General features: G+C 72.6%; 20 protein-coding genes and 1 pseudogene. 10 read left to right on the forward strand and 11 right to left on the reverse strand.

The genetic code is table 11. The features are described 5' to 3' along the window. Positions 1-9: 9 nt before the first annotated feature. On the reverse strand, positions 10-1,260 hold the full coding sequence (locus tag OG912_RS01885) for an aminotransferase class I/II-fold pyridoxal phosphate-dependent enzyme (protein ID WP_327707849.1): 1,251 nt from the start codon (positions 1,258-1,260) through the stop codon (positions 10-12). A 249-nt stretch (positions 1,261-1,509) separates the two neighbouring features. Between OG912_RS01885 and OG912_RS01890 the strand changes: the two genes are divergently transcribed. The 3 genes from OG912_RS01890 (at position 1,510) to OG912_RS01900 (ending at position 4,888) form a co-directional block, all read left to right on the forward strand. Beyond that, positions 1,510-2,664: a mandelate racemase/muconate lactonizing enzyme family protein gene (locus tag OG912_RS01890; protein WP_327707850.1), complete on the forward strand. Its 1,155-nt coding sequence runs from the start codon at positions 1,510-1,512 to the stop codon at positions 2,662-2,664. 104 nt (positions 2,665-2,768) lie between these two features. Beyond that, complete coding sequence (locus OG912_RS01895) at positions 2,769-3,797, forward strand: zinc-dependent alcohol dehydrogenase (RefSeq protein WP_327707851.1); 1,029 nt, start codon at positions 2,769-2,771, stop codon at positions 3,795-3,797. Positions 3,798-3,904: 107 nt separating this feature from the next. After that, on the forward strand, positions 3,905-4,888 hold the full coding sequence (locus OG912_RS01900) for a hypothetical protein (RefSeq protein ID WP_327707852.1): 984 nt from the start codon (positions 3,905-3,907) through the stop codon (positions 4,886-4,888). Positions 4,889-4,938: 50 nt separating this feature from the next. Here the strand turns inward: OG912_RS01900 and OG912_RS01905 are convergent, their stop codons facing one another. After that, positions 4,939-5,790: an SMP-30/gluconolactonase/LRE family protein gene (locus OG912_RS01905; RefSeq protein ID WP_327707853.1), complete on the reverse strand. Its 852-nt coding sequence runs from the start codon at positions 5,788-5,790 to the stop codon at positions 4,939-4,941. After that, positions 5,787-6,560 (reverse strand): IclR family transcriptional regulator, encoded by a 774-nt coding sequence (locus tag OG912_RS01910; protein WP_326740044.1) that lies wholly within the window; start codon positions 6,558-6,560, stop codon positions 5,787-5,789. The genes OG912_RS01905 and OG912_RS01910 overlap by 4 nt, the downstream gene beginning before the upstream one ends. Positions 6,561-6,820: 260 nt before the next feature. Here OG912_RS01910 and OG912_RS01915 point away from each other — a divergent pair, with 260 nt between their 5' ends. The 3 genes from OG912_RS01915 to OG912_RS01925 all read left to right on the forward strand — a co-directional run bounded on the left by OG912_RS01915 (position 6,821) and on the right by OG912_RS01925 (position 9,798). Next, positions 6,821-8,326 carry a bifunctional phosphatase PAP2/diacylglycerol kinase family protein gene (locus OG912_RS01915; protein ID WP_327707854.1) on the forward strand — a complete coding sequence of 502 codons (1,506 nt, stop codon included), beginning with the start codon at positions 6,821-6,823 and terminating at the stop codon, positions 8,324-8,326. Positions 8,327-8,525: 199 nt separating this feature from the next. Then, positions 8,526-9,335 carry a class I SAM-dependent methyltransferase gene (locus OG912_RS01920; protein ID WP_327707855.1) on the forward strand — a complete coding sequence of 270 codons (810 nt, stop codon included), beginning with the start codon at positions 8,526-8,528 and terminating at the stop codon, positions 9,333-9,335. A gap of 109 nt (positions 9,336-9,444) precedes the next feature. Beyond that, positions 9,445-9,798, forward strand: coding sequence for a VOC family protein (locus OG912_RS01925; protein ID WP_327707856.1), 354 nt, complete (start codon positions 9,445-9,447; stop codon positions 9,796-9,798). Between the two features lie 32 nt (positions 9,799-9,830). Here the strand turns inward: OG912_RS01925 and OG912_RS01930 are convergent, their stop codons facing one another. After that, positions 9,831-11,801 carry a DUF5107 domain-containing protein gene (locus OG912_RS01930; RefSeq protein WP_327707857.1) on the reverse strand — a complete coding sequence of 657 codons (1,971 nt, stop codon included), beginning with the start codon at positions 11,799-11,801 and terminating at the stop codon, positions 9,831-9,833. A 291-nt stretch (positions 11,802-12,092) separates the two neighbouring features. On the opposite strand from OG912_RS01930, the gene OG912_RS01935 reads away from it, so the two are divergent. Further along, positions 12,093-12,446: a DUF6204 family protein gene (locus tag OG912_RS01935; protein ID WP_327707858.1), complete on the forward strand. Its 354-nt coding sequence runs from the start codon at positions 12,093-12,095 to the stop codon at positions 12,444-12,446. A 330-nt stretch (positions 12,447-12,776) separates the two neighbouring features. Here OG912_RS01935 and OG912_RS01940 read toward each other — a convergent pair. Then, a pseudogene (locus OG912_RS01940) lies at positions 12,777-13,040 on the reverse strand (hypothetical protein); the annotation flags it as partial. Positions 13,041-13,042: 2 nt separating this feature from the next. Between OG912_RS01940 and OG912_RS01945 the strand changes: the two are divergent. Next, complete coding sequence (locus OG912_RS01945; protein ID WP_443061123.1) at positions 13,043-13,384, forward strand: hypothetical protein; 342 nt, start codon at positions 13,043-13,045, stop codon at positions 13,382-13,384. 42 nt (positions 13,385-13,426) lie between these two features. Here OG912_RS01945 and OG912_RS01950 read toward each other — a convergent pair whose 3' ends face one another. Continuing rightward, positions 13,427-14,050, reverse strand: coding sequence for an SMI1/KNR4 family protein (locus OG912_RS01950; protein ID WP_327707859.1), 624 nt, complete (start codon positions 14,048-14,050; stop codon positions 13,427-13,429). A gap of 123 nt (positions 14,051-14,173) precedes the next feature. On the opposite strand from OG912_RS01950, the gene OG912_RS01955 reads away from it, so the two are divergent. Then, positions 14,174-14,611, forward strand: coding sequence for a VOC family protein (locus OG912_RS01955; protein WP_326740036.1), 438 nt, complete (start codon positions 14,174-14,176; stop codon positions 14,609-14,611). 62 nt (positions 14,612-14,673) lie between these two features. Here OG912_RS01955 and OG912_RS01960 read toward each other — a convergent pair whose 3' ends face one another. Next, on the reverse strand, positions 14,674-16,200 hold the full coding sequence (locus OG912_RS01960; RefSeq protein WP_327707860.1) for an alpha/beta fold hydrolase: 1,527 nt from the start codon (positions 16,198-16,200) through the stop codon (positions 14,674-14,676). Positions 16,201-16,301: 101 nt separating this feature from the next. Between OG912_RS01960 and OG912_RS01965 the strand changes: the two genes are divergently transcribed. After that, complete coding sequence (locus tag OG912_RS01965) at positions 16,302-17,264, forward strand: MerR family transcriptional regulator (protein WP_327707861.1); 963 nt, start codon at positions 16,302-16,304, stop codon at positions 17,262-17,264. Positions 17,265-17,442: 178 nt separating this feature from the next. Here OG912_RS01965 and OG912_RS01970 read toward each other — a convergent pair whose 3' ends face one another. The 4 genes from OG912_RS01970 to OG912_RS01985 form a co-directional block, all read right to left on the reverse strand. Beyond that, positions 17,443-18,000, reverse strand: a complete 558-nt coding sequence (locus tag OG912_RS01970) for a GNAT family N-acetyltransferase (RefSeq protein ID WP_327707862.1) — start codon at positions 17,998-18,000, stop codon at positions 17,443-17,445. Positions 18,001-18,059: 59 nt separating this feature from the next. Continuing rightward, the gene (locus OG912_RS01975) at positions 18,060-18,299 is read right to left on the reverse strand and encodes a LapA family protein (RefSeq protein WP_327707863.1); all 240 of its coding nucleotides are present in this window, start codon (positions 18,297-18,299) and stop codon (positions 18,060-18,062) included. A 192-nt stretch (positions 18,300-18,491) separates the two neighbouring features. Further along, the gene (locus OG912_RS01980; protein ID WP_327713317.1) at positions 18,492-20,282 is read right to left on the reverse strand and encodes a CocE/NonD family hydrolase; all 1,791 of its coding nucleotides are present in this window, start codon (positions 20,280-20,282) and stop codon (positions 18,492-18,494) included. A 248-nt stretch (positions 20,283-20,530) separates the two neighbouring features. Further along, a complete protein-coding gene (locus OG912_RS01985; RefSeq protein WP_327707864.1) occupies positions 20,531-21,475 on the reverse strand; it encodes a S66 peptidase family protein in 945 nt (314 codons plus the stop codon). Between the last annotated feature and the right edge of the window lie 16 nt (positions 21,476-21,491).

Raw genomic sequence — 21,491 nt, forward strand, 5'->3', positions numbered from 1 at the left:
CGCGGTGCGTCAGCGGAGTTCGTCGAGGGCCGCCCGGAACCGGCTCAGGGCCGCCGCGACATGCGGCAGTTCGAGTGGCTCCGCGGCGGTGAGGGACTCCGTCTGCTGCTCCGGGGTCGACCCGAGCAGCGATCCGGTGCCCAGCCGTACCCGCAGCGCACCCAGTTCGTCACCGAAGCGGTGGCCGCCGGGGACCGGTGCGCCGAGCCGGGCCGTCAGGTACTCCTCCAGCTCCAGCGAGTCGGTGACCCCGCGGGCTGCGAGCCGGGAGCGGAGCGGGCCGAGGTCCGCGTACAGGTGGCGGCCGGCCTGCGGGGGACGGGCCAGCGCGCCGGAGGCCAGGACCGCCCGGTGGGCAGCCGCCGCGATCCGTGCCTGGAGCGCGGCGGCCCGGCGGATCCGCTGGGTGACGGCGTCCGGTTCGCGCAGCGCATGGGCGGCCGCCGCCGCGACCGGGCCGGCGACGAGGGCGCCGAGCGCGGTGAGGATGTCGAGCGTACGGGCGTGGCGCGCCGCCGACCGCTCGGTGTCCGGGAAGCGGGCGACGGCGACCGGCCAGGCCGACGGGGTCAGGGCGCCGGCCAGGTCGGAGACGACCGTCACGTCGTCGGGGCACATCTCGGCCGGGCTGAGGAGCACCGTGTCGTGGGGCCGGTGCAGGGTGTCGCACCATGTCTCGTCGCTGACGATGTGCAGCCCTTCGGCGACGGCCGCCTCGCACGCCTCACGCACCAGTTCCGGCGGGGCGACCGTGGCGGTGGGGTCGTCCACCACCGAGATGAGGAGGAGCCGCGGCCTGCCTCCCTCGGCGCGCACCCTGCGCACGGTCTCCAGGAGTGCGTACGGGTCGGGCACACCGCCGCACTCGGCGGGGGTCGGGACCTGGTAGGCGGGCCTGCCCAGCAGCCGGGCCTGCGGGATCCAGGAGGCGGGGCAGGGGCGCGGCATCAGTACGTCGCCGCCGTGCGCCGCGATCAGGGCGAGCACCAGCGGGGAGGTGCCCGGCGCGGCGGCGATGTGCTCGGGGCCGCCGTGCAGTCCGCGCCGGTCCCAGTAGGCGCGGGCCGCCTCGCGCAGGGCCGCCGATCCGCCGGCCGGTTCGGGTTCGCCGTCGGCCGCCGCGGCCGCCAGCACCTCGGCGAGTTCGGGCAGGACCGGCAGTCCGGGGCCGGGCGCGGGCGGTCCGTACCGTACGGGTCCGCGGTCCTCCCGGACCCCTGGCCCGCCGCGCCCCTGACGTCCGGTCCGCTCCCGGCCCATCCGGGCCTCCTTCGCCGCCGCTGGCTCACTGGCTCTCGGGCCCTTTATACGAGGGAATGGAGCGGGGCGCCTGCGCTACCGCGAAGCCGTCCGGGGCGTCGTACCACGACCTCGGCAGGGATGCCCGGCGGCGCGGGAACCGCACGGCACCGCGACGGCCCCATTGACACTCGCCCTGCCGCGTTATTACGGTCACGCCAGGATTTCGAACGAGTGACGAAATATCGAACAAGTCGAGGGGCAACTCCCGTGCGTATCACCGGAATCAGCACACATGTGGTCGGAACACCCTGGCGCAACCTCACCTATGTGCAGGTCCATACCGACGAGGGTCTCACCGGCGTGGGCGAGACCCGGATGCTCGGTCGCACCGATGCGCTCATCGGCTATCTGCGCGAGGCGGAGGCCAACCACATCGCCGGTTCGGACCCGTTCGCCGTCGAGGACCTGGTACGCCGGATGAAGTACGGCGACTACGGGCGGGCAGGCGAGATCGTGATGTCCGGCATCGCGGTCGTCGAGATGGCCTGCTGGGACATCAAGGGCAAGGCACTCGGCGTCCCGGTCTGGCAGTTGCTCGGCGGGAAGGTCACCGACCGGGTCAAGGCGTACGCCAACGGCTGGTACACGACCGAGCGGACCCCGGAGGCGTATCACAAGGCCGCGTCGGCGGTCGTCGCGCGCGGCTACCGGGCGCTGAAGATCGACCCGTTCGGGACGGGCCACTTCGAGCTGGGCCAGGAGGAGACCCGGTACTCCGTATCGCTGATCGAGGCGGTCCGGGATGCCATCGGCCCGGACACCGAGCTGATGCTGGAGATGCACGGCCGTTTCAGCCCCTCGACGGCGGTGCGGATCGCCCACGAAATGGCTCCGTTCCGGCCGGCCTGGCTGGAGGAGCCGGTGCCGCCGGAGAACCTCAAGGCGCTCGCCAAGGTGGCGGGCAAGGTCGACATGCCGATCGCGACGGGTGAGCGCATCCATGACCGCATCGAGTTCCGCGAGCTCTTCGAGTCGCAGGCCGCCGACATCATCCAGCCGGACGTCGGCCACATCGGCGGCATCCTGGAGACCCGGAAGCTCGCCGCGACGGCCGAGACCCACTACACGCTGATCGCCCCGCACAACGTCGGCGGCTCGGTGCTGACGGCTGCCAGCCTCCAGGTCGCGGGCTGCACACCCAACTTCAAGATTCTTGAGCACTTCAACGACTTCGCGGACGCCGACATCAAGAAGGTCGTGAAGGGTGCGCCGCAGGTCGACCCGGAGACCGGCTGCTTCGAGCTGTCCGACGCCCCCGGTCTCGGCGTGGAGCTCGATGTGGACGCCGCCGCCGAATTCCCGCAGCAGCAGGCCCGGTTCGACCTGTGGGCCGACGGCTGGGAGAAGAGGCAGCCCAAGTGAGCGACGGACGGCTGGGAGAAGAGGCAGCCCAAGTGAGCGACGCACGGCTGGGAGAAGAGACAGCCCAAGTGAGCGACGCACGGCTGGGAGAAGAAGCAGCCCAAGTGGGCGACGGACCCGCCCGCTCACGGGCGATCACGATCGACCGGCCGGGCAAGCACCGGCTGACCTCCGGACCGGTCCCGGAGCCCGGCCCCGGCGAGGTCCGGGTGCGGGTGGCCGCGGCCGGGATCTGTATGAGCGACCGGGAGGTGTACGACGGCCATCGCGACCCTGGTTACGTGCGCTACCCGGTGGTGCCCGGTCATGAGTGGTCGGGCACCGTCGAGGCGGTGGGACCCGGCGTCGATCCCGCCCTGACCGGCCGGCGCACGGTCGCGGAGGGCTTCCGTTCCTGCGGGAGCTGCGAGCGCTGCCGCAGCGGTGAGACCTCGCTGTGCACCTCGGGGTACGACGAGACGGGCTTCACCCGGCCCGGGGCCTTCGCCGACCATGTCGTGCTGCCCGCACGGCTGTTGCACCCGTTGGCCGACGACGCGGACCTGCGGGCCGCCGCACTGCTGGAGCCCGCGGCCGTGGTCGCGGCGGCGGTGCGGGCCGGGGCGCCGGAGCCGGGTGAGCGGATCGCCGTGGTGGGCGCGGGCACGCTCGGGCTGCTCGCGGTCCAGCTGCTGGCCGCGGTGTCGCCCGGGGAGCTTACGGTGATCGACCCGAGGGACGAACGGGCCCGCCAGGCGCTGCTGTTCGGGGCGAGCGAGGCCCTGGCACCCAAGGAGGCCGCGGAGGTGCACGGCCGGTACGACCTGGTGGTGGAGACGGCCGGGGCCGCGACCACCGCGGCCGACGCCTGCCTGCTCGCGCGGCGCGGCGGCCGGGTCGTGCTCACGGGGATGTTCGCCCCGGGGGCCGTCGGCATCGACCCGGTGCACCTGTCGCTGAGCCAGCTCACGGTGCGCAGCGTGTTCGGGGCGTCCTCCGCGTCCTGGTCGTACGCGGTGCGGGCGTTCACCGCGGGGCTGCTCGATCCGGCGGCGCTGATCACGCACGAGTTCCCGCTGGAGCGGTTCGCGGAGGCCGTGGCGCTGGTCGGGGGCGGCGGCGCGGGGACGGGGAAGGTGCTGATGCGCCCCTAGGGCCTTCCGTCCGGACCGGGCCGGGCTCGCGGCGACCCGTCGCCCCGCGCAGCCCGCCGCCACTCTCCCCGAACCTTGTCCGACCCACCGAACATGAAAGGTCGCTCATGACCTCCGCATCCCCCGCCCCGTCCGGATCCTCCGCCGGCGTACGGCGCCCGGGTGAGCCCGCGCTCACCGCACTCGGGCTCGGCGCTCCCGCCGCAGACCCGGCCGACGCGTCCCCGCACGCCTTTCCCGACGGCGGCACCTGGCGGACCGAAGTCCCGTCCGTGGAGGGCCCCGAAGCGCTGTCCGTCGTACTGAAGGAGAGTGCGCGGCTCGACGTCCCCGTACACCGGATCAGCCAGGGCAGCGGCGTCTGGATGCTCAGTGACACCGAGATCACCGACATGGTCGAGGGCTGCGCCGAACGCGGCATCGAGCTCTGTCTGTTCACCGGTCCGCGCGGCAGCTGGGACACCGGGGCCTCCTTCCGCACCGATTCGGGCGGGGCCGGGCTGCGAGCCCGCGGCCACGACGCCCTGGCCGGCTGCGTCGAGGACGCCCTGCGGGCCTCCGCGCTGGGCGTGAAGTGCCTGCTGGTGGCGGACGAGGGGGTGCTCTGGACCCTGCACCGGCTGCGCGAACAGGGCGTACTGCCCGCCGACACGACGTTCAAGGTGTCCGCCCTGGTCGGCCCGGTGAACCCCGCCTCCTTCGCCGTGTACGAGCAGCTCGGGGCGGACTCGGTCAACATTCCGTCCGACCTGACGCTCGCCCACTTCACCGAGATCCGGCGGGCGTCGGCCGCTCCGATGGACCTGTACATCGAGGCCCCGGACGACCTCGGCGGATATGTGCGGATGTACGAGGCGGCCGAGCTGATCCGGCGCGGCGCCCCGCTCTACCTCAAGTTCGGCCTGTCCAAGGCGCCCGGCATCTACCCGTACGGCGCCCATCTGCGCGATGTCGCCCTGGAGACGGCGCGCGAGCGGGTCCGGCGCGGCCGGCTGGTCCTGGATCTGCTGGCCCGGCACGGCGCCGACGGGAACATGTCCCCGCTGGGCTCCCGGCTGCCGGGAACCCTGCGGCGCTTCCCGGCGCGGTGAACCGCCGCTGGGCGGGTCCGTGTGCCGAACCCGCCCAGCTCCTCCCCACCTCAGCCCGCGAAGGCCGTGCCGGGCATGCCCAGGCCGGCGTCCGGCAGGACCAGCAGCGATCCCGAGAGCGGGTGCGGTGCGTCGAGACCGGTGCGGGCGGTGGAGATGTAGAGGTCGCGCAGGTCACGGCCGCCGAAGGCGCAGGCCGTGGGCCGTCGCACCGGCAGCTCGACGACGCGGTCCAGCCTGCCGTCGGCCGTGTAGCGGCGCACCGCGGCGCCGTCCCACAGGGCGACCCAGACGGCCCCGTCGGCGTCGACCGTGAGGCCGTCGGGGTAGCCCGCGCCCTCCTCGACGGTCGCGAACGGGCGTCGGCCGGTGACCTGTTCGCCGTCCACGTCGAAGACGTCGATCCGGCGGGTCGGTGTGTCGATGTAGTACATCAGCCGGCCGTCCGGGCTCCATCCGGTGCCGTTGCTGCAGGCCACCAGCGGCAGCACCCGGGTGGCCGTGCCGTCGGGGGCGACGCGGGTGAGGCTGCCGCCGACCTCCGATTCGTCGTAGCGCATGGTGCCCGCCCAGAGCGCCCCGTCCGGCGCCACCGCGGCGTCGTTCCCGCGCCGTCCCGGCTCGGCGTCATGGACGAGCCAGCGGAAGGCGCCGTCCGGGTCGTAGAGGCCGACGCCGTCGCGCAGGTTGACGACGAGGCCGCCGCCGGCCCGTGGCTTGGCCGCGCCGACATGCTGTTCGGTGGCCATGACGGTCCGCCGGCCGTCGGCCGGATCGTAGGTGTGGATGCGGGCGGAGAGGATGTCGACCCAGATCAGCCGCCCGGTGACCGGATCCCAGGTCGGACCCTCCCCGAGTGCGGCGTGCTCCCGTACGGCGACGTCGAGGCGCGGGTGGCTCACATCTCCCTCCGGTGGTGGCCGAGGCGGCCGGAGAGCGCCTCGGCGCCCTCGGCCGCGAGAGCGGCCAGTTCCGCCTCGCGCTCCTCGCTCCAGCGGATCATGGGGACGGAGACGGAGAGCGCGGCGACGACCCGGCCCGACCGGTCCCGCACGGGCGCCGCGACACAGCTCACGTCGGGGTTGGACTCCCGGTGCTCCACCGCGATGCCGCGTTCCCGCACGGCGGCGAGGGCCGCTCGCAACTCTTCCTCGTCGGTGATGCTGTCGGGAGTCATCCCGGTCAGTTCGAGGCCGTCGAGGCGGGCGTCGAGCTCCCGGCCGGGAAGGGCCGCGAGCAGCATCTTGCCGACCGATGTGCAGTGGGCGGGCAGTTTGCGGCCGGCCGCCGACACCATCCGGACCGCGTGGGTGGAGTCGACCTTGGCGATGTAGATGACGTCGGTCCCCTCCAGGATCGCCACATGGACGGTCTCCCCACAGGTCTCCGCGACCTGCCGGGCCACCTGCTGGCCCTCGGCTGCGAGATCGAGCTGCTCGGCGTACCGGCTGCCGAGCTGGTAGGTACGGACGCCGAGCCGGTAGCGGCCGGGCTGGTCGGGAATCGTGACCAGGTACGAGCGGGCGGCGAGCGTGGTCAGCAGCTCATGGACGGTGGTGCGCGGGAGCTGGAGCTTGCGGGTCACCTCGGGCGCGGAGAGCGTACCGTCGCCCTGGAGGAAGAGTTCGAGTACGTCCAGCGCCCGGGTCACCGCAGGGACGAGTCGCCCCATGGTTGTGCACCACCCTCTCGTGTTCGACATTCCGGCCAGTGACCGGCATCACGAACACAGGCTAAGCGTGGCGCACTTGCGGGGCAATGACGGGGTGATGTGCGGCACCCGACTCCCGAACGGACCTGCCGGTTTCACCCCGATATGCGCATGAATGACAGGCGGGCGGTGTCGCCCGGCACCCCCTTCACAGGGGCTCGTGGCCACCGTCCGGGCGCGCCTGCCGGTTCGGCGGGGACGGGCAGGGTATTCGCTGTTCCATGCCTTCACCGAACTTCCCTTCACCTCTGCCGCGGCCCGCCGGGCTGCGGAGCGTTCTGCACCGAAGCGATCTGGCGGTGTTCCAGAACCTGGCCCAGCGACACTGGCCGGCCGCCGGGCCCGTACTGCCGCGGCTCAGCCGCAGCGCCAATCACGGGCTGCTGTGGTTCGGCGCGGCTGCGGGCATCGCCGCCTTCGGCGGCAGCGCCCGGGCCCGGCGGGCCGCGCTGCGCGGGGTCGCGTCGCTGGCGGTGGCCTCGGCGGCGATCAACACCATCGGCAAGGGAGCGGTGCGCCGCGAGCGGCCGATACTGGACGCCGTTCCGGTGATACGGCAGCTGAAGCGTCAGCCGGTCACCACGTCCTTCCCTTCGGGGCACGCCGCTTCCGCTGCCGCGTTCGCCACCGGGGTGGCACTCGAATCGAAGGGCTGGGGGGCGGTCGTCGCGCCGGTCGCCCTGTCGGTGGCCGCCTCCCGCGTCTACACCGGAGTCCATTACCCGAGCGATGTGCTGGCCGGTGCCGCGCTCGGCATAGGGGCGGCGTTCGCCCTGCGCGGCCTCGTGCCGACCCGGGGGCAGCTGCCCGCGCCGGGCCGGCCGCCCGCCGAGGCGCCCGCCCTGCCGGACGGCCAGGACCTGGTGGTCGTCGTCAACCAGGAGTCGGGGACGGCGACGGCCACGGCTTCGCTCGTCCGGGACGCCCTGCCGAACGCCGAAGTGGTGGAGTGCCCCCCGGCCGAGCTCTCGGCCGAGCTGGAGAAGGCGGCCGGCCGCGGCCGGGCGCTGGGAGTGTGCGGGGGTGACGGCACGGTCAACCAGGCAGCTGCGGTGGCCGCCGTGCACGGTCTGCCGCTCGCCGTCTTCCCGGGCGGGACGCTGAACCACTTCGCGTACGACCTGGGCATCGAGACCGTGGCCGACGCCTGCGCCGCGCTCGGTGCGGGAGACGCGGTACGGGTGGACCTGGGCCGCTTCCGGCCAGGACCGGAGGGCCCCGGGGGCGCCCACGGCTACTTCCTCAACGCCTTCAGCCTGGGCGTCTACCCGGAGCTGGTGCGGACCCGTGAGCACTGGGCCCCGCGGATCGGCGGCTGGCCGGCCGGTGTTCTCGCGGCCTTCGAGGTGTTGCGCGGCGAGCGTCCACTGGAGGCCGAACTGCAGGGCCGGCGACGGCCCTTGTGGCTGCTGTTCGTCGGCAACGGACTGTTCCAGCGCGTCGGCCCGGCACCGGGCCGGCGGCACAATCTCGCGGACGGGCTGCTGGACGTCCGGGTCGTACACGGGGGCCGGACACCCGCCCTCAGGCTCCTGGCGGCCGCCGTCGCAGGCCCACTGACCCGCTCCCCCATCCACGCCGCAGTCCGGCGCCAGCGCATCCGCATCTCCGGCCTGAAGCCCGGCACCCCGTATGCGTATGACGGTGAAGTGGCGCACAGTCAGGGCGACTTGATGATCGACAAACTGCCGGAGGCGCTGACGGTCTACTGCCCGAGACCGGTGTGATCCCAGCCGGATCAGGGTGAGCGCAAGGGCGGCCGACGCCGAGTCGGCCGCCCTTGCGCATGAGTTCGCACCCCACCACGCATGTCCACATAGCAAGATACCCATCTCATCATTCGGCATCAGGGCATACGGTGGCCGTACCGATCAGCGCTTTGCGGCCCGCGTTTCGCGGTTCGCGTTCGAGAGAGGATGCACGGTCATGCCGAAGGAGACCGCCGTCTACACCCATGGCCACCACGAGTCGGTGCTGCGCTCGCACCGCTGGCGTACCGCCGCCAATTCCGCGGCCTACCTCATCGGTGAACTCCGCTCCGGCCTGAGCGTGCTGGACGTCGGGTGCGGGCCCGGCACCATCACCGCGGACCTGGCCGCGCTGGTCGCCCCGGCCCGCGTGACGGCCGTCGACACCACCCAGGAGATCCTCGACCAAGCGGCCGACACCGCGTCCGAACGAGGCCTGGACAACGTCGAGTTCGCCGTCGCCGATGTCCACGCCCTGGATTTCCCCGACGACTCCTTCGACGTGGTCCACGCCCACCAGGTGCTCCAGCACGTCGGCGACCCGGTGCAGGCGCTGCGCGAGATGCGGCGGGTGTGCCGCCCCGGCGGCATCGTCGCGGCCCGCGACAGCGACTACGCGGCCATGGGCTGGTTCCCCGAGTCACCGGTGATGAACGGCTGGCTGGAGCTGTACCGCCGGGTGGCACGCGCCAACGGGGGCGAGCCGGACGCGGGGCGCCGGCTGCTTTCCTGGGCGCGCGAGGCGGGCTTCACCGACATCACCCCGACCGCGGCCTCCTGGTGCTACGCCACCCCGAAGGACCGGGCCTGGTGGAGCGGCCTGTGGGCGGACCGCACCGTCGGCTCGGTCTACGCGAAGCTGGCGGTCGACGGCGGCCACGCGACGCCCGAGGAGCTCACCGCGATCGCCGATGCCTGGCGCACCTGGGGCGAGCAGGGTGACGGCTGGTTCATGGTCCCGCACGGCGAGATCCTCTGCCGGGCCTGATTCCACCACCCCGGGGCCGACCGGAACGCCGGCTCCGGGGCATCCCACCGCTCCGCCCCCTCCGCCGAATCGATCACACGCCACCGACCGGCCAACTACTCTGTCCGGCATGGAAATCCTGGGAACCACGCTGCGCATCTGCGTCGACGACCTGGAGGCCGCGGTGGCCTTCTACGAGGACCTGACGGCGAGTCCGGCGCTGCGCTTCGAGCGCGGCGGGGTGTCCGTCGCCGCCATCAGCTGCTTTCTGCTGATGAGCGGCCCCGAGTCCGAGCTGGAGATCCTGCGCAAGGTGACCGCGACGATCGCGGTGAAGGACATCGACGAGGCCCACACCGCCCTGGCCCGGGTCGGCGCCCGGATCATCGCAGGACCGGTGCCCACCCCGGTCGGCCGCAATCTGATCGCGGTGCACCCGGACGGCTCGGTCTTCGAGTACGCAGACCGCAACCGAACCGTCTGAGCCGTCCGCCGCCGCCCCCGCGCCCTCCGCCGTCAGCCCCGTGGCCGCATCCGGTAGTTGTACACATCCGGCAGCGGTTCATCGGTGAGTCCGGCCCACACCTCGTCCAGAATCTCGGCGCCCTCGCGCAGATCGGCGACCTCGAAGCCCTCGTCGAACAGCGCACGGGCGGCCGCCCGATCGCCCTCTGCGAGCAGGAGCCGTGCCTCCATCAGGCGGAAGCGGCCCCGGGAACGGATTCCCGGAAGCAGGCCGGTCCAGACCGCGCGGGCCGCGGCGGTGCGGCCCGCCGTCAGCAGGGCCTCGATCGCCTCCCGGCCGAGAGCCGCCGTGGCCGCGGTCCAGTCCTCGCCGTCGTCGCGGCGTTCCGCGCACAGGTCGTCGAACGCCTCCGTGTAGTGGTCGGCCGCCCGGTCCCGCTGTCCGCTCTCCTGGGCGGCTACGGCGAGACAGCGGAGCAGCGGCCAGCGCGACGCGGCGAGGGCAAGGCCGCGCTCCCAGCTGCGGACCGCCTGGGCGCGGTCGTCGGCATGCCACTGGGCGATGCCGAGGTGGTACTCCGTGAGAGGTTCGGCGGAGGCCGTCTCCAGCATGTCGCGCCAGTGCGAAGACACGAGGCTGGGCCCCGGCGGGGCGGCGCGGCCCGGTTCGGGGAAGGCGCCCTGTTCCAGCAGTTCGATCCAGGGCTCCTGCTGTTCGCCGAGCGTGGACTCCCCGAACGGGGTGCCGGGCAGCCTGTACCCGGCGCGGCGTACTTCGAGGGCGCCCCATCCCGAGCCGGTGGCCAGGATCTCGCCCGGCTCCGTGTCGGCACAGCGGCGCCAGGCCTCGTACGCGGCGTCCACATCGGCACGGGGCAGCGCCTCGGCGAGCCGCCGCTCCGTCTCGGTACGGGCCGCTGCCCAGTCGTCGCCGTGCACGGTGGCGGGGTCGGCGGCCAGCGGCCCGTACGACTCCAGCCAGCTGAACTCGCCGCCCGGCTCCAGCGGAACGTGCTCCAGCTGGGTGCGGGCGAGCCCGGCCTGGATCTCGGCATAGCCGGTGGTGCCGGGCTCGGTGAGCCATTCCTGCCAGCGGCGGCCACCGGGCCCGCTGCCCCAGAGGAAGAGCTTGCGGCCGCGCAGCAGATCGGTGGAGGTCTGGACGAGTCCGCGGCCGTGCTCGTCGAGGGAGGCGATCCAGCGGCGGGCGCCGTCGGGAACCTCGTAGAAGTAGTCCGCCGGGAAGTCGCTGCGCAGCGGGTACGTACGATCGACGCCCCCGGTCTCGGGCATCGGGACCCGGGTCAGTGCCCGCTCGTACCCGAAGTGCCAGGCCTCATCGGCGGGTGCCAGCACCCGGGTGCGTTCGCCCTCCGGGACGGCGATGTTGGACCACCAGTAGACGGGTGCGGGGTGTTCGTGCGGGTTGCGTATCCGTACGCCCACGTGAAGGAAGTCGGAGTCCTCCGGCAGCCACAGATCGACCTGGAACGGCAGGTCGCGCAGCCGCTCCCACTCCCAGAGCCGGACCATCTCGCCGCCGTCGGGTGCCGGGACACGGGCGGCGTGCACCGGGGCGCAGGACAGTGTGGTGTGGCCCGTCGCGCCGATGTTCCATTCGATGCCACCGGAGAACCAGGCGCCGTTGAGCGCGAAGTCGGCCGGCTGCAGCACGGGGTTGGTGTAGACGAGGTCGCGGCCGGTCGGCTTGTGGAAGAGGGAGTGGATACGGCCACCCAGGCCGGGGAGCACGGTGGCCCGCAGCCGGTCGTTCTCGATGACGATCGCGTCGAGGTCCGTGGGCGTGCGCTCCCGTCCGTACCCGTCGAGGATGCGCACCGGAAGCACGGTGGCCAGGGGTGCGTGGCCCAGCTGGCGGGCCATGTCGCGGGGCAGTCCCGCCCGGTCCCGGTCGTCGACCACATGCATCTCGTCGAGCGGCCGCAGTGCGGGCAGCGGATTCTCCGGTCCCGTCGCCGCCGCGGGCAGGGTCAGTACGGTGCGTCGTACGGTGGTGGCCAAGGCAACCTCGCTCCCTCGCGCGGGCCGCCGCAGGTCCGGGCGCCCCCCGATGACCATGGAACACGCTGGACGCCGCCCGGACCAGGGGATCGGCCGTCAGACTTCGGCAAAAGCCGCGACGACCTCCGAGTACACCTGGACGCCGACGTGATCGAGCTACGGTGCGGCCGGACGGAGTCCCAGGTCGGAGGGGTCGTCGAGCACGAGAATATTCCGCGCGCGCCCCGTCCTGCGCACCGTAGGCTGGCTCCTCGATCGGCATGCGGCATGTGACAGGAACGGTGGGACACGATGGGCACGCAGCACACGTACCGGGTGATCGTGCGCGGCACGTGGGAGGGGCTCACGGACGAGGCCCGCGAGCGACTGCTGGCCGAGGTGGAGCAGCACGGACTGGCCGGGATGCAGTTCAGCGAGGAGGGATCGCTGACCTACGACCGCGTGCTCAAGCACTTCAGCTTCCGCTACGTGGTGGTGTCGGACGCCGAGGACGGCGAGGAGATGGCCGCCGCGATCGCCGAGGACCGCGCGGAGACGGCGCTGCGGAAGGCCGGTTACGGGCACGGCGAACTGCGGTCCACCGCGACGGACATGGACACCATGAAGATCAACTACAAGGGGCGGCGGGGGCCGGGGGCGGAGTGACCGCGGGCCGGCGACGGCTACGGCATCTGTGATCAGGAGTATTCCGACCCTCGGTGGAGAACGAGGAACGGATCCTGCGTCAACACCCGCAGGTCGTGCGCCGGCCAGGTGTCCTGGCCAAAGCCCCAGTCGCCGGCACCGGTGCAAGCCATGGCGGCGAGGATCGGGACGCCATCGCTTGCATCGGTGCCGGCGACTGGGGCACCACAGCCGGCCATCTCGGCCGAGCACGGCCGGTCCGTCAGCCGGCCCGGATGAACACCTTGGTCAGCAGGACGACGAGGGAGACGGCCTCGACGGCGGCCGCGCCCCGTAGGGAACGCACGCTCATCACGCACCCGTCGTGGAGCCGGGACGGACGATCATCAGGATCACAACAACCGCCCACAGCAGGTTGAAGACGCCGGTGAGCATGGCCAGTCGGCTCGCCGGGGGAGGCGGCGCGTCCGGAGCTGCCGATCCTTCCGCCGACGTCAGTACGCGCTGCTGGTTGGGCAGGATGGCCATCGCAAGGACGGCCGCGGCAACCGCGGTCAGGGCAATCGAGACGACGAGCCACGCGTCGGTGAGAACGCCTGCCGAGGACTGCACAGCTGTTGGCCGTGCACCTGGCGGGTGTCGCGGTCGGTGCGGCCCTGCTCGCGGCGGCACTCGCCGCCACCGGCACCCTCGCCCGCCGGCTGCCCACCCCGGAGCGGCTGCCGCGCATGGTGGGGTGGACGGGCACCACCGCCAGTGTGTCCATGGCCATCGCCCCGCTCGCTCTCGCCACCGCCTCCGTCCTGGCCACGAACTGGCCGCTGACAGCGCTCGCCGGTTCGCTCGCCGCCGCCTCGCACGGCTGGATGGCCGGGTCGGTCCGCGCCTGCCGCCGGTGCGCACGTCTGCCGATCATGGAACCCGGCGGTGACCCGTCCATCGGCCACGACGCGCCATAGGGGCGCAGTCGGCCCCAGCGAAACGGGCGGGCGGTACGGCCTTCACCAGCCGACCAGGTCCATGGAATGTCGAGTGAGCCATTCCACGAACGAAACCGGCCGGCCGTCCAACTGCAGAGGAAGGATCCGGTCACAGCTGGCCCGGCCGTCGAACCACAGTGAGCCACGGAGGGGGCCGGTGACGACGAGGAGGGTCGCGAAGCCACAGCCGTTGTCCTGGATGAACACAGCGCCGGACGTCTTGCGCTCCTGGAACACCTCGTACTCCGCGTCCCACTGTTGCCAGGCCGCCCGGTAGGCGCTCTCGTCCGGGTAGTCGCCCGCCGACGGCGTGCGCGCGTCCAGCTCCTCCTCTTCGGCACGGTAGGAGTCCGGATGCGGAAAGGCGGTGGTGAGCAGGCCGTAGTTGGTGTCCGAGTCCCCCTGCCATCCCCAGCCCGCCACGGACCGGCGCAGACGGTTCACCGCGCCACCCGCGCTCCGGCGGAGCAAGTACGCGCGGTACTGGTCGGGGAAGGCGATACCCAGCTCCGCCTCGGCTTCGCAGATCTCCGTCTCCGACAGTGGCGGCGCCATGCAGGCGTCCGGCCTCGTGGGGGAACCGAGCTCGTCGGAGCGCCGCCCCCGGGCCGTGCGCCGGGCTACCTCAGTCCAATCGGTGGTCATACGGGTGAGCGTAGACGCACCCGGAGGCGGGCGGGCGAACCGTCCTTGAGCGCCACCCAGTCGGCCTCCGGCCTGGTGGGAGGGCCGTGGAGACCGCGAAAGCCCCGCCGCTATGGTGGGCCGATGACGTCGATCAAGCAGTTTCAAGTCACCTTCGACTGCGCGGACCCTGAGCGCGTCGCCCGTTTCTGGTGCGAAGTGCTGGGGTATGTCGTGCCGCCGGCACCGGAGGGGTTCGACACATGGGAGGCCTACAAGCGGTCCCTGCCGCCCGGGGAGCAGCAGCTTTCAGGGTTCGTCTGCTCCGATCCCACGGGGGTGGGCCCGCGCATGTACTTCCAGCGTGTTCCCGAGGGCAAGGTCGTCAAGAACCGGGTGCACCTCGACGTACGGGTCGGCACCGGGCTGGTGGGTGAGGAGCGCCTCGCCGCGCTTGAGTCCGAGTGCGCACGGCTGCTCCCGCTCGGCGCGGTACGCGGGCAACTGCTGCTTGCCGACGACGAGAACGAGTCCTGCCTCAACATGCAGGACGTCGAGGGCAACGAGTTCTGTCTCGACTGAGCGGCAGCGGGAATCCGCGGACCGGGTACACACACCCGTCCGCGGGTCCCCTTGCGCACGGCTCAGTGCGACACGTGCCCCAGCACCGAGCGCATCGCACGGTGCACGGCCTCGCGTGACTCCTCCGTCGGGTCGAGGGTCTCGAAGGCGTGGCGGCCGTTCGGTACGTCGACCACCTCGACGTTCGCCCCGGACTTCTGGGACGCGGCCATGAACTCCTCCACGGTGGCGGCGATTTCGGGCGACTCGCGTCCCGCCCGGGTGAGCACGACGGGCAGGGTGCCCGCGCCCGCCACCGCGTCCACCGGGCGGAACCGGCCGTCGACCGGCCCCCAGCCGGGGACGGGAACCAGGATCGGGTACGAGGCCGCAAGGCAGCGCAGCCAGGCCGGCGGCTTCCTCAGCCAGTCCGCCGCGATGAGGCCGCCTCCCGAGAGGAACCACAGCGCGATCCGGTCCGCGTCCACCCGCGGGTCGGCCCGGACCAGCTCCACCGCGGCCGCCACGTCCGCCGCGGCGCGCGGGTAGTCGGCCATGTCGTGCAGTCGGTGATCGAGGGTCACACCGACCGCTCCCTCCGCTGCCGCGTAGCGGGCGTATCCCCTGAGGGCCGGCCAGTCCCGCGGGGTCGGCCGGACCCCGGCGGGCACCGGGCCGCCATGCACGAACACCACCGCGGGCCGGGGGCCCCCGGCCTCGGGCAGGTACAGATCGACGTTACCGATCCGCTCGTGCGGGATCTCCGGCACGTCCAGCAGGAACGGCCGCAGGTGCGCGGGCGGCTCCGCCGAGCCGGGCGGAACCATGCGGTGTCCCTCGCCCGCGGCTGCCCGCAGCAGGACCTCGGCCAGCTCGGCCGGGAGGGACAGCATCGGCCAGTGCCCGGTGGGCAGTTCGAAGAACGACACCTGAGGGTCGGCCAGGGCGAGGAAGACGGGGTCACCGAGGTCCACCCGCCGCTGGACCATCTCGATGGTCGAACCGTTCGCGTTGCACAGCACCCCGGTGACGGGCACCGAGGCCACCGCGCCGGTCAGCCGCAGCGGCTGGAGGAGCGTGCGCAGCGGCTGGGGCGAGGCCAGGGCGGTGAGCCGGTCCAGCGCCGCTGCGGGGATGCCCGCGGTGCTGCCCCAGCGCTGCCACTCGTCGCGGGCCGGGGCGGCCAGCCCCCGGCCGGCCCCTTCCGCTCCGGCGCGCTCGGCCACCTTCTCGCGCGCGGCCGGGTTCGCGACGGCGGCCAGCGCGGGCATTCCGTCCTGGGCGGGCCCCGTGTCCAGGCAGACGATCCGGCCGATGTGCTCCGCGCGGCGGTCGGCGGCCCCGAGCACGGGGTGGACGCCGTAGTCGTGCCCGACCAGCACGATCTGCTGGTCCCGGCCTGCCCCGGCGCTCACCGAGTCGATCAGCGCGAGCACGTCCTCGATGTGCGTCTCCAGGTCGGCGTCGTCCGTCGCTGTTCCGCGGGACCCGCCGAGCCCGGTGAGCGCCACCGTGTGCACCCCGGCGCCCGACGAGGCCAGGGCCGCTGCGGTTTGGTCCCACACGTGTGCGCCGGTGAACATGCCCGGCACCAGGATGAATTCGGTCATGGTCCTCTCCTCCGCGTTCCTTCGTCGGCGGACCGTCCACGATCGCCCGGCCGCCCTCGCCGGTACGGTAGAAGCTCCCCCTGAGGGAGGTTCAAGTGTTCATGTCGCACGACGACGGCCTGTGCAGCATCGGTGAACTCGCCGAGCGCGCGGGCGTCACCGTCAAGGCCGTCCGCTTCTACTCCGACAACGGATTGCTCCCGGAGGCCGCCCGCAGCGCGGGCGGGCATCGCCGCTACGGCCCGGACGCGCTCGGCCGGCTCCGCATGCTCCGCTCCCTGCGCGCGCTCGGCCTGCCGGTGCGCGAGGTGCGCCGCGTCCTCGACGAGGAGGAGAAGAACGGGGCACAGGACGGGGCCGGCAGCGTGCTGGAGGACGTCGTCGCGGGGCAGCTGCGCGAACTGGGCTCGCAGCTCACGGCCCTGCGCTGGCGGGAGGCGGGGATGCGGCTGGTGCTGGAGTGCCCGCCCGGGGAGCGGGCCGACCGGTTGCGCCTGATCGGGGCGGTGAGCACTCCGCCCAGCACAGCCCCGCTGGCCCGGTTCTGGCGTGCCTGGCTGCCGCCGCGGATGCCGGCGCGGGCGACGGCCGCGTTCCTGGAGGTGGCGGTGCCTCAGCCGCCCGAGGACCCGGATCCGTCCCAGGTCCTCGCCTTCGCCCGGCTGAACGCGCTCGTGACCCGCCCGTGCACGGGCGGCGAGCGGCCCCAGCCCGAGGCGCACAAGGCCGCGGGGCCCCGTGGTCCTGCCGTGCTGTACGCGGGCCTCGCCCAGGCGTACGAGCTGGCCGGAACACAGCTGCGCCGGGGCCACGGACCATGCGCAGGCGAGGAGTTGGACTGTTTCGTGGACGCGTACGCAAGCGCGTACGGCAGCCGGGACACCCCGGCCTTCCGCAGCGTGCTCGCCGGTCAGCTCGCCGTCGACCCTCGGATCGACCGGTACTGGGAGCTGGTGACCGGCGTGATCACCGCACCCGGCAGTCCGCCGGAGCCGACCGCCGGGACCGCGCACGACTGGCTGCTCGCGGCACTGGACGCGCAGGCCGTCGCGGCGGCGGGCTGAGCACCGGCCGGCGTCCTCGCGGTGGTCGACCGCGGGTCCGGCGGCGGCAAAGCCATCGCGGCGGCAGGTCTGCCCTTCGACGCCCTGTTCCGTATCGACGAGCTGCTTCCGCAGGGCGTGGGGTGAGCGGCACCCGACATGCTCAGGGCCGCGCGGCTCCGGTCCGCCGGCTCGGCGATCAGCGCATCTCCGCGGTGATCGCCCACCGTTCGTGGTCGCGCCAGGCCCCGTCGATGAACAGGAAGTCCGGCGAGAGTCCCTCCAGCCGGAACCCCGCCCTGCGCACCAGGGCGATCGAGCCCGTGTTGTCCGGCTGGATGTTCGCTTCGAGCCGGTGCAGGCCGAGCGGCCCGAAGGCATGCCCGATGACCAGCCCGAGCCCCTCGCTCATCAGGCCGCGCCGGGTGGCGTGGGCGAAGGCTCCGTAGCCGAGCGCGCCACAGCGGAACCCGCCGATGACGATGTTGTTGATGTTGATGAACCCGGCGATCGCCCCGTCGGTCCGGCCCTCGGCCTCCCCGTGCCGTTCGCACACGAGGAATCCCGCCTTCGTCGGGTCCTCGATGAGCACGCCCGCGTAGGCGGCGTACGCGTCGGGGCCGACGGGCGGGTAGAGCCAGGGACGATGCAGTTCCCTGCTCTCCCGGGCGCGGGCGGTGAACTCGTCCGCGTCGGCGTGTGTGAAGGGGCGGATCGCCGTGCGCGGACCCTCGGCCAGGTAGGTGGTGTCGGACATCGGCCCAGCCTAGATCGTCGCCGCCCGGCCCATCGGGGCCGGGTGGCGGCGAAAGGCATCTACTTGGTCCGCCGCCGGAAGACGTACGCCCCACAGGCCATGCCGGCGAGGAACATCACGATCAGCCACACGTACAGCGGCATGGTCACCAGCGGAACGATGAGGCGGACCTCGACCTCTTCGGTGTTCTCCGCGATGAACACGACCGACAGAACCGCGATGATGATGACGAGGATGCGGGCCGGTGTGAACGCACCCGTGCTGCCCTTGCTGCCGCTCGACACGTCTTTCGGGCTCATGAGGCGTGCCCCTTCCCTGGTTCTGGTGCGCCACCGTCCCCCGGAGCACCAGGATGGCTCCGTTCGGGTGCCGGGGGGCGGTGCTGTACACCCATTCGGGTGACGGCTGCCTACCGGCGCCAGGGCCTGCCCGGCAGATCGGACCCGGACAGACCCTGGCCGGCGGATCGGGGCCGGACCTGCCCTACCGCATCACTCCCCCGCGGTGCCGACCACCGGAAGCTCCAGCACGCCGGTGTCCCCGGGCGCGCTGACGACCGTGACGGGCTTGATGCCTCGGTTGCCGAAGTACGCGCTGTCGCTGGCCGCGATCGCGAATTCGAGCCGGTGCCCCGCCTCGTACCGGTGGACGATGCCGGGCAGCTGAACGGTGAAGGGCCGCGTCACGTCGGGCACCCGGACCGGCGAGACGAGACGGTTCACCAGCGTCTTGGTGCCGTCCGGCGCGACGTCGTACACCTTGGCGAACAGGACGAGCTTGTCGGCGGCGTCTCCGCTGTTCTGCACGCGTTCCGTCTTCGGCGAGACGACCTTGAGCGTGGCCTTCGGGGACCCGACCACATCGACCGCCGAGCCGAGGGGTGCGCTGGTCCAGCCGAGGTAGGTGCCCAAGGTGTCGTACGGCTTCGGGTCGGGCAGTCCGATGAGACCGGCGAGTGAGCTCTCCGAGTGGCTGGTGGGCACCAGCCAGTTGGTGTACTGGCGGCTGCCTCGTGCGACCTTGGCGCGGTTGTCGACGAGCTTGCCGTCGCCGGAGAGGTACATCTTCCGCGTGAGGCCGGGGACGGCGTCCGCGGTGCCGTAGCCGCTCTGCCAGTCACGGTAGTAGGCGAACTCCGGCCCGGTGTCCTTCGTCGTCTCGTGGCGGAGGTAGCGGTCGAACCAGGCGAGGATCCGCCCGCCGACGTAGCTGGTCTCCAGATTGCCCTGCCCCAGGTCGAGTTCACCCTCCACCTGGCCGCCGCTGTGGCCCCAGGCCTGCCAGATCATCTTGGCCGTGGTGCCCTGCGCCTTGAGCGTCCGGTACGTGGCCGTCGCCTCGTTGAGGTTGAACAGGCTGTCGGCCTGACCCTGAATCAGAAGAGTGGGCGCCTTGACGCGCTTCAGGTACGAGACGGGCGAGACGCTGCGCGCGTAGTCGAGCATGGCGTCGGTCCTGCCGGCCGGGTAGCGGCCGGAGTTGAGCAACCGGATGGTGTCGCAGGCCTGCGCGGCGAAGTGGAGGCAGTCCAGGCTCCCGAAGCGGGACGGGTCGAGGCTGGGGCTGAGAAGCATCTGCCCCTCCCCCATCAGGTAGAAGCCGTTGGTCCACTGCCACTTGAAGACGCCTGCGGTGTCGGAGGAGACGCCCGCGGCCGCGCCGGTGTTGTTGGGAGCGAGCGCATAACCGAGGTCGTTCCAGGTGATGAGCGGGACGAGGGCGTCGACGCGGGGGTCGACCGCCGCGGTGGCCATCTGGATGGCTCCGCCGTACGAGCCGCCGATCATGCCGACCGTGGGGTCTCCGGGGCCGTCCTGGGCGACGAAGTCGGCCTTGGTGCCGTCGTCGGCGGCGCGTGTTCCGCCGAGGAAGTCGACGAGGGCCGCCGCCGCCCTGCCGTCGGTCTCCGGGTCGTCGAGCGTGATGCGGCAGCCGGACTTGCCGAAGCCCAGGCCGGAGTAGACGAGTCCGGCGTAACCGCGCGCGGCGAACGCCTTGCCGATGCCGTCGGTCGAACCGTCCGACTTGCTGCCGCCGAAGCCGTTGGTGGCGAGGACTGCGGGCACCGGATGCCGGGCGTCGGCCCCGGCGGGGCGGTAGAGGTCGGCGTCCACGGTGCAGGACCGGCCGCCCGCGGACACGGTGAACTTCAGTGCGGTGACGGTGTACTCGGACGTCGCGCCCGCCGTTCCCGCCTGTGCGGTACCGGCGAACACGAGGGGCGCGGCAAGCGCGGCCCCGGCGACGAAGGCGAGTGGTCTGCGGGACAGCGACTTCGACAACTTCGACCGTGAACGGGAACGGGAACCGGAGACAGCACGCGACACGAGGACCTCCACGCCGAGGACACCTTACCGACCGGTAAGTATTGGGCCGCGCTCATGCTGTGACACAGGTCATGGCGGTGTCAACGCCCAGGACGGTGATTCCTGAAGGTTGTTCAGCTTCTCCCCATCACCGACCCGTTCGGGCCCGCACCCCGCCCTCGCACCCCGTCCTCGCGCCCCGTCCTCGCGCCCCGTCCTCGCGATCAGACCAGCGCCGGCACCTCGACGGTGAGCGTGGCCGGGCCGCCGTCGGCCGGCGCGTCCAGCAGGGCCGGCACCCCGAGCGGGATCGTCAGCGCGGTGGGCCCGTGCCCGAAGCCGAGTTCCTCGACGACGGGGATGCCCAGGGGGCCGAGCCGGTCGATGAGCACCGACCGCACCCGCTCGTACGGCCCGCAGCCCGCCCAGGAACCACAGGCCACCCCGGCCACGCCGTCGAGCGCTCCGGCCCGCAGCAGCTGGGTGAGGATCCGGTCGATGCCGTACGGGTCCTCCGTGGTGTCCTCGATGACGAGCAGACCGCCGCGGGCCGACGTGCGGGCGTGCGGGGTGGCGAGGTCGGCGGCGAGCAGGCTCACACAGCCGCCGTACGTGATGCCCCGGGCCCGCCCCGGCACCAGCGCCCTGGCATCGTCGAGCCCCAGCGTCATCACGGAATCGGGCTCGAAGAGGGTGGCGCGCAGGGACTCCCGGGTCCGCGGGTCCTTCAGGAAGGTCTCCGTACCCACCATGGGGCCGTGCAGCGTGGCGAGCCCCGTCCGCAGGGCGAACGCCTCATGGAGCACGGTGATGTCGCTGTAGCCGACGAACACGTTGGGTCCGGCGGCCCGCATCGCCGACCAGTCCACCAGATCGACCATGCGGTGTGCCCCGTACCCGCCGCGGGCGCAGATCACCGCGTCGACGGACGGATCGCACCAGGCGTCCTGGAGGTCACGGGCCCGCGCCTCGTCCGCACCGGCGAGGTATCCCAACTCCCGGTGCACATCCAGCACATGCGGCATCACGACCGGGTCGAGCCCCCAGCCGCGCAGAAGGTCGAGGCCGGGCTCCAGCCGGTCGGCGGGCACCGGTCCGCTCGGGGAGACGACGGCGACCCTGGCGCCCGCGCGCAGCCGGGCGGGACGAGTCAGTGGGGCAAGGGTCATTTCGGTCGCCGCTTCT

This window comes from Streptomyces sp. NBC_00464 (genome assembly GCF_036013915.1).
GTDB lineage: Bacteria > Actinomycetota > Actinomycetes > Streptomycetales > Streptomycetaceae > Streptomyces.

Bases quoted from the DNA above. Each gene is read 5' to 3' on its own strand.
- OG912_RS01910 (WP_326740044.1), bottom strand. From the start codon at position 6,560: ATGGGGCGACTCGTCCCTGCGGTGACCCGGGCGCTGGACGTACTCGAA.
- OG912_RS01955 (WP_326740036.1), top strand. From the start codon at position 14,174: ATGACGTCGATCAAGCAGTTTCAAGTCACCTTCGACTGCGCGGACCCT.
- OG912_RS01985 (WP_327707864.1), bottom strand. From the start codon at position 21,475: ATGACCCTTGCCCCACTGACTCGTCCCGCCCGGCTGCGCGCGGGCGCC.
- OG912_RS01960 (WP_327707860.1), bottom strand. From the start codon at position 16,200: ATGACCGAATTCATCCTGGTGCCGGGCATGTTCACCGGCGCACACGTG.
- OG912_RS01915 (WP_327707854.1), top strand. From the start codon at position 6,821: ATGCCTTCACCGAACTTCCCTTCACCTCTGCCGCGGCCCGCCGGGCTG.
- OG912_RS01935 (WP_327707858.1), top strand. From the start codon at position 12,093: ATGGGCACGCAGCACACGTACCGGGTGATCGTGCGCGGCACGTGGGAG.
- OG912_RS01965 (WP_327707861.1), top strand. From the start codon at position 16,302: ATGTCGCACGACGACGGCCTGTGCAGCATCGGTGAACTCGCCGAGCGC.
- OG912_RS01925 (WP_327707856.1), top strand. From the start codon at position 9,445: ATGGAAATCCTGGGAACCACGCTGCGCATCTGCGTCGACGACCTGGAG.
- OG912_RS01950 (WP_327707859.1), bottom strand. From the start codon at position 14,050: ATGACCACCGATTGGACTGAGGTAGCCCGGCGCACGGCCCGGGGGCGG.
- OG912_RS01975 (WP_327707863.1), bottom strand. From the start codon at position 18,299: ATGAGCCCGAAAGACGTGTCGAGCGGCAGCAAGGGCAGCACGGGTGCG.
- OG912_RS01920 (WP_327707855.1), top strand. From the start codon at position 8,526: ATGCCGAAGGAGACCGCCGTCTACACCCATGGCCACCACGAGTCGGTG.
- OG912_RS01900 (WP_327707852.1), top strand. From the start codon at position 3,905: ATGACCTCCGCATCCCCCGCCCCGTCCGGATCCTCCGCCGGCGTACGG.
- OG912_RS01970 (WP_327707862.1), bottom strand. From the start codon at position 18,000: ATGTCCGACACCACCTACCTGGCCGAGGGTCCGCGCACGGCGATCCGC.
- OG912_RS01885 (WP_327707849.1), bottom strand. From the start codon at position 1,260: ATGGGCCGGGAGCGGACCGGACGTCAGGGGCGCGGCGGGCCAGGGGTC.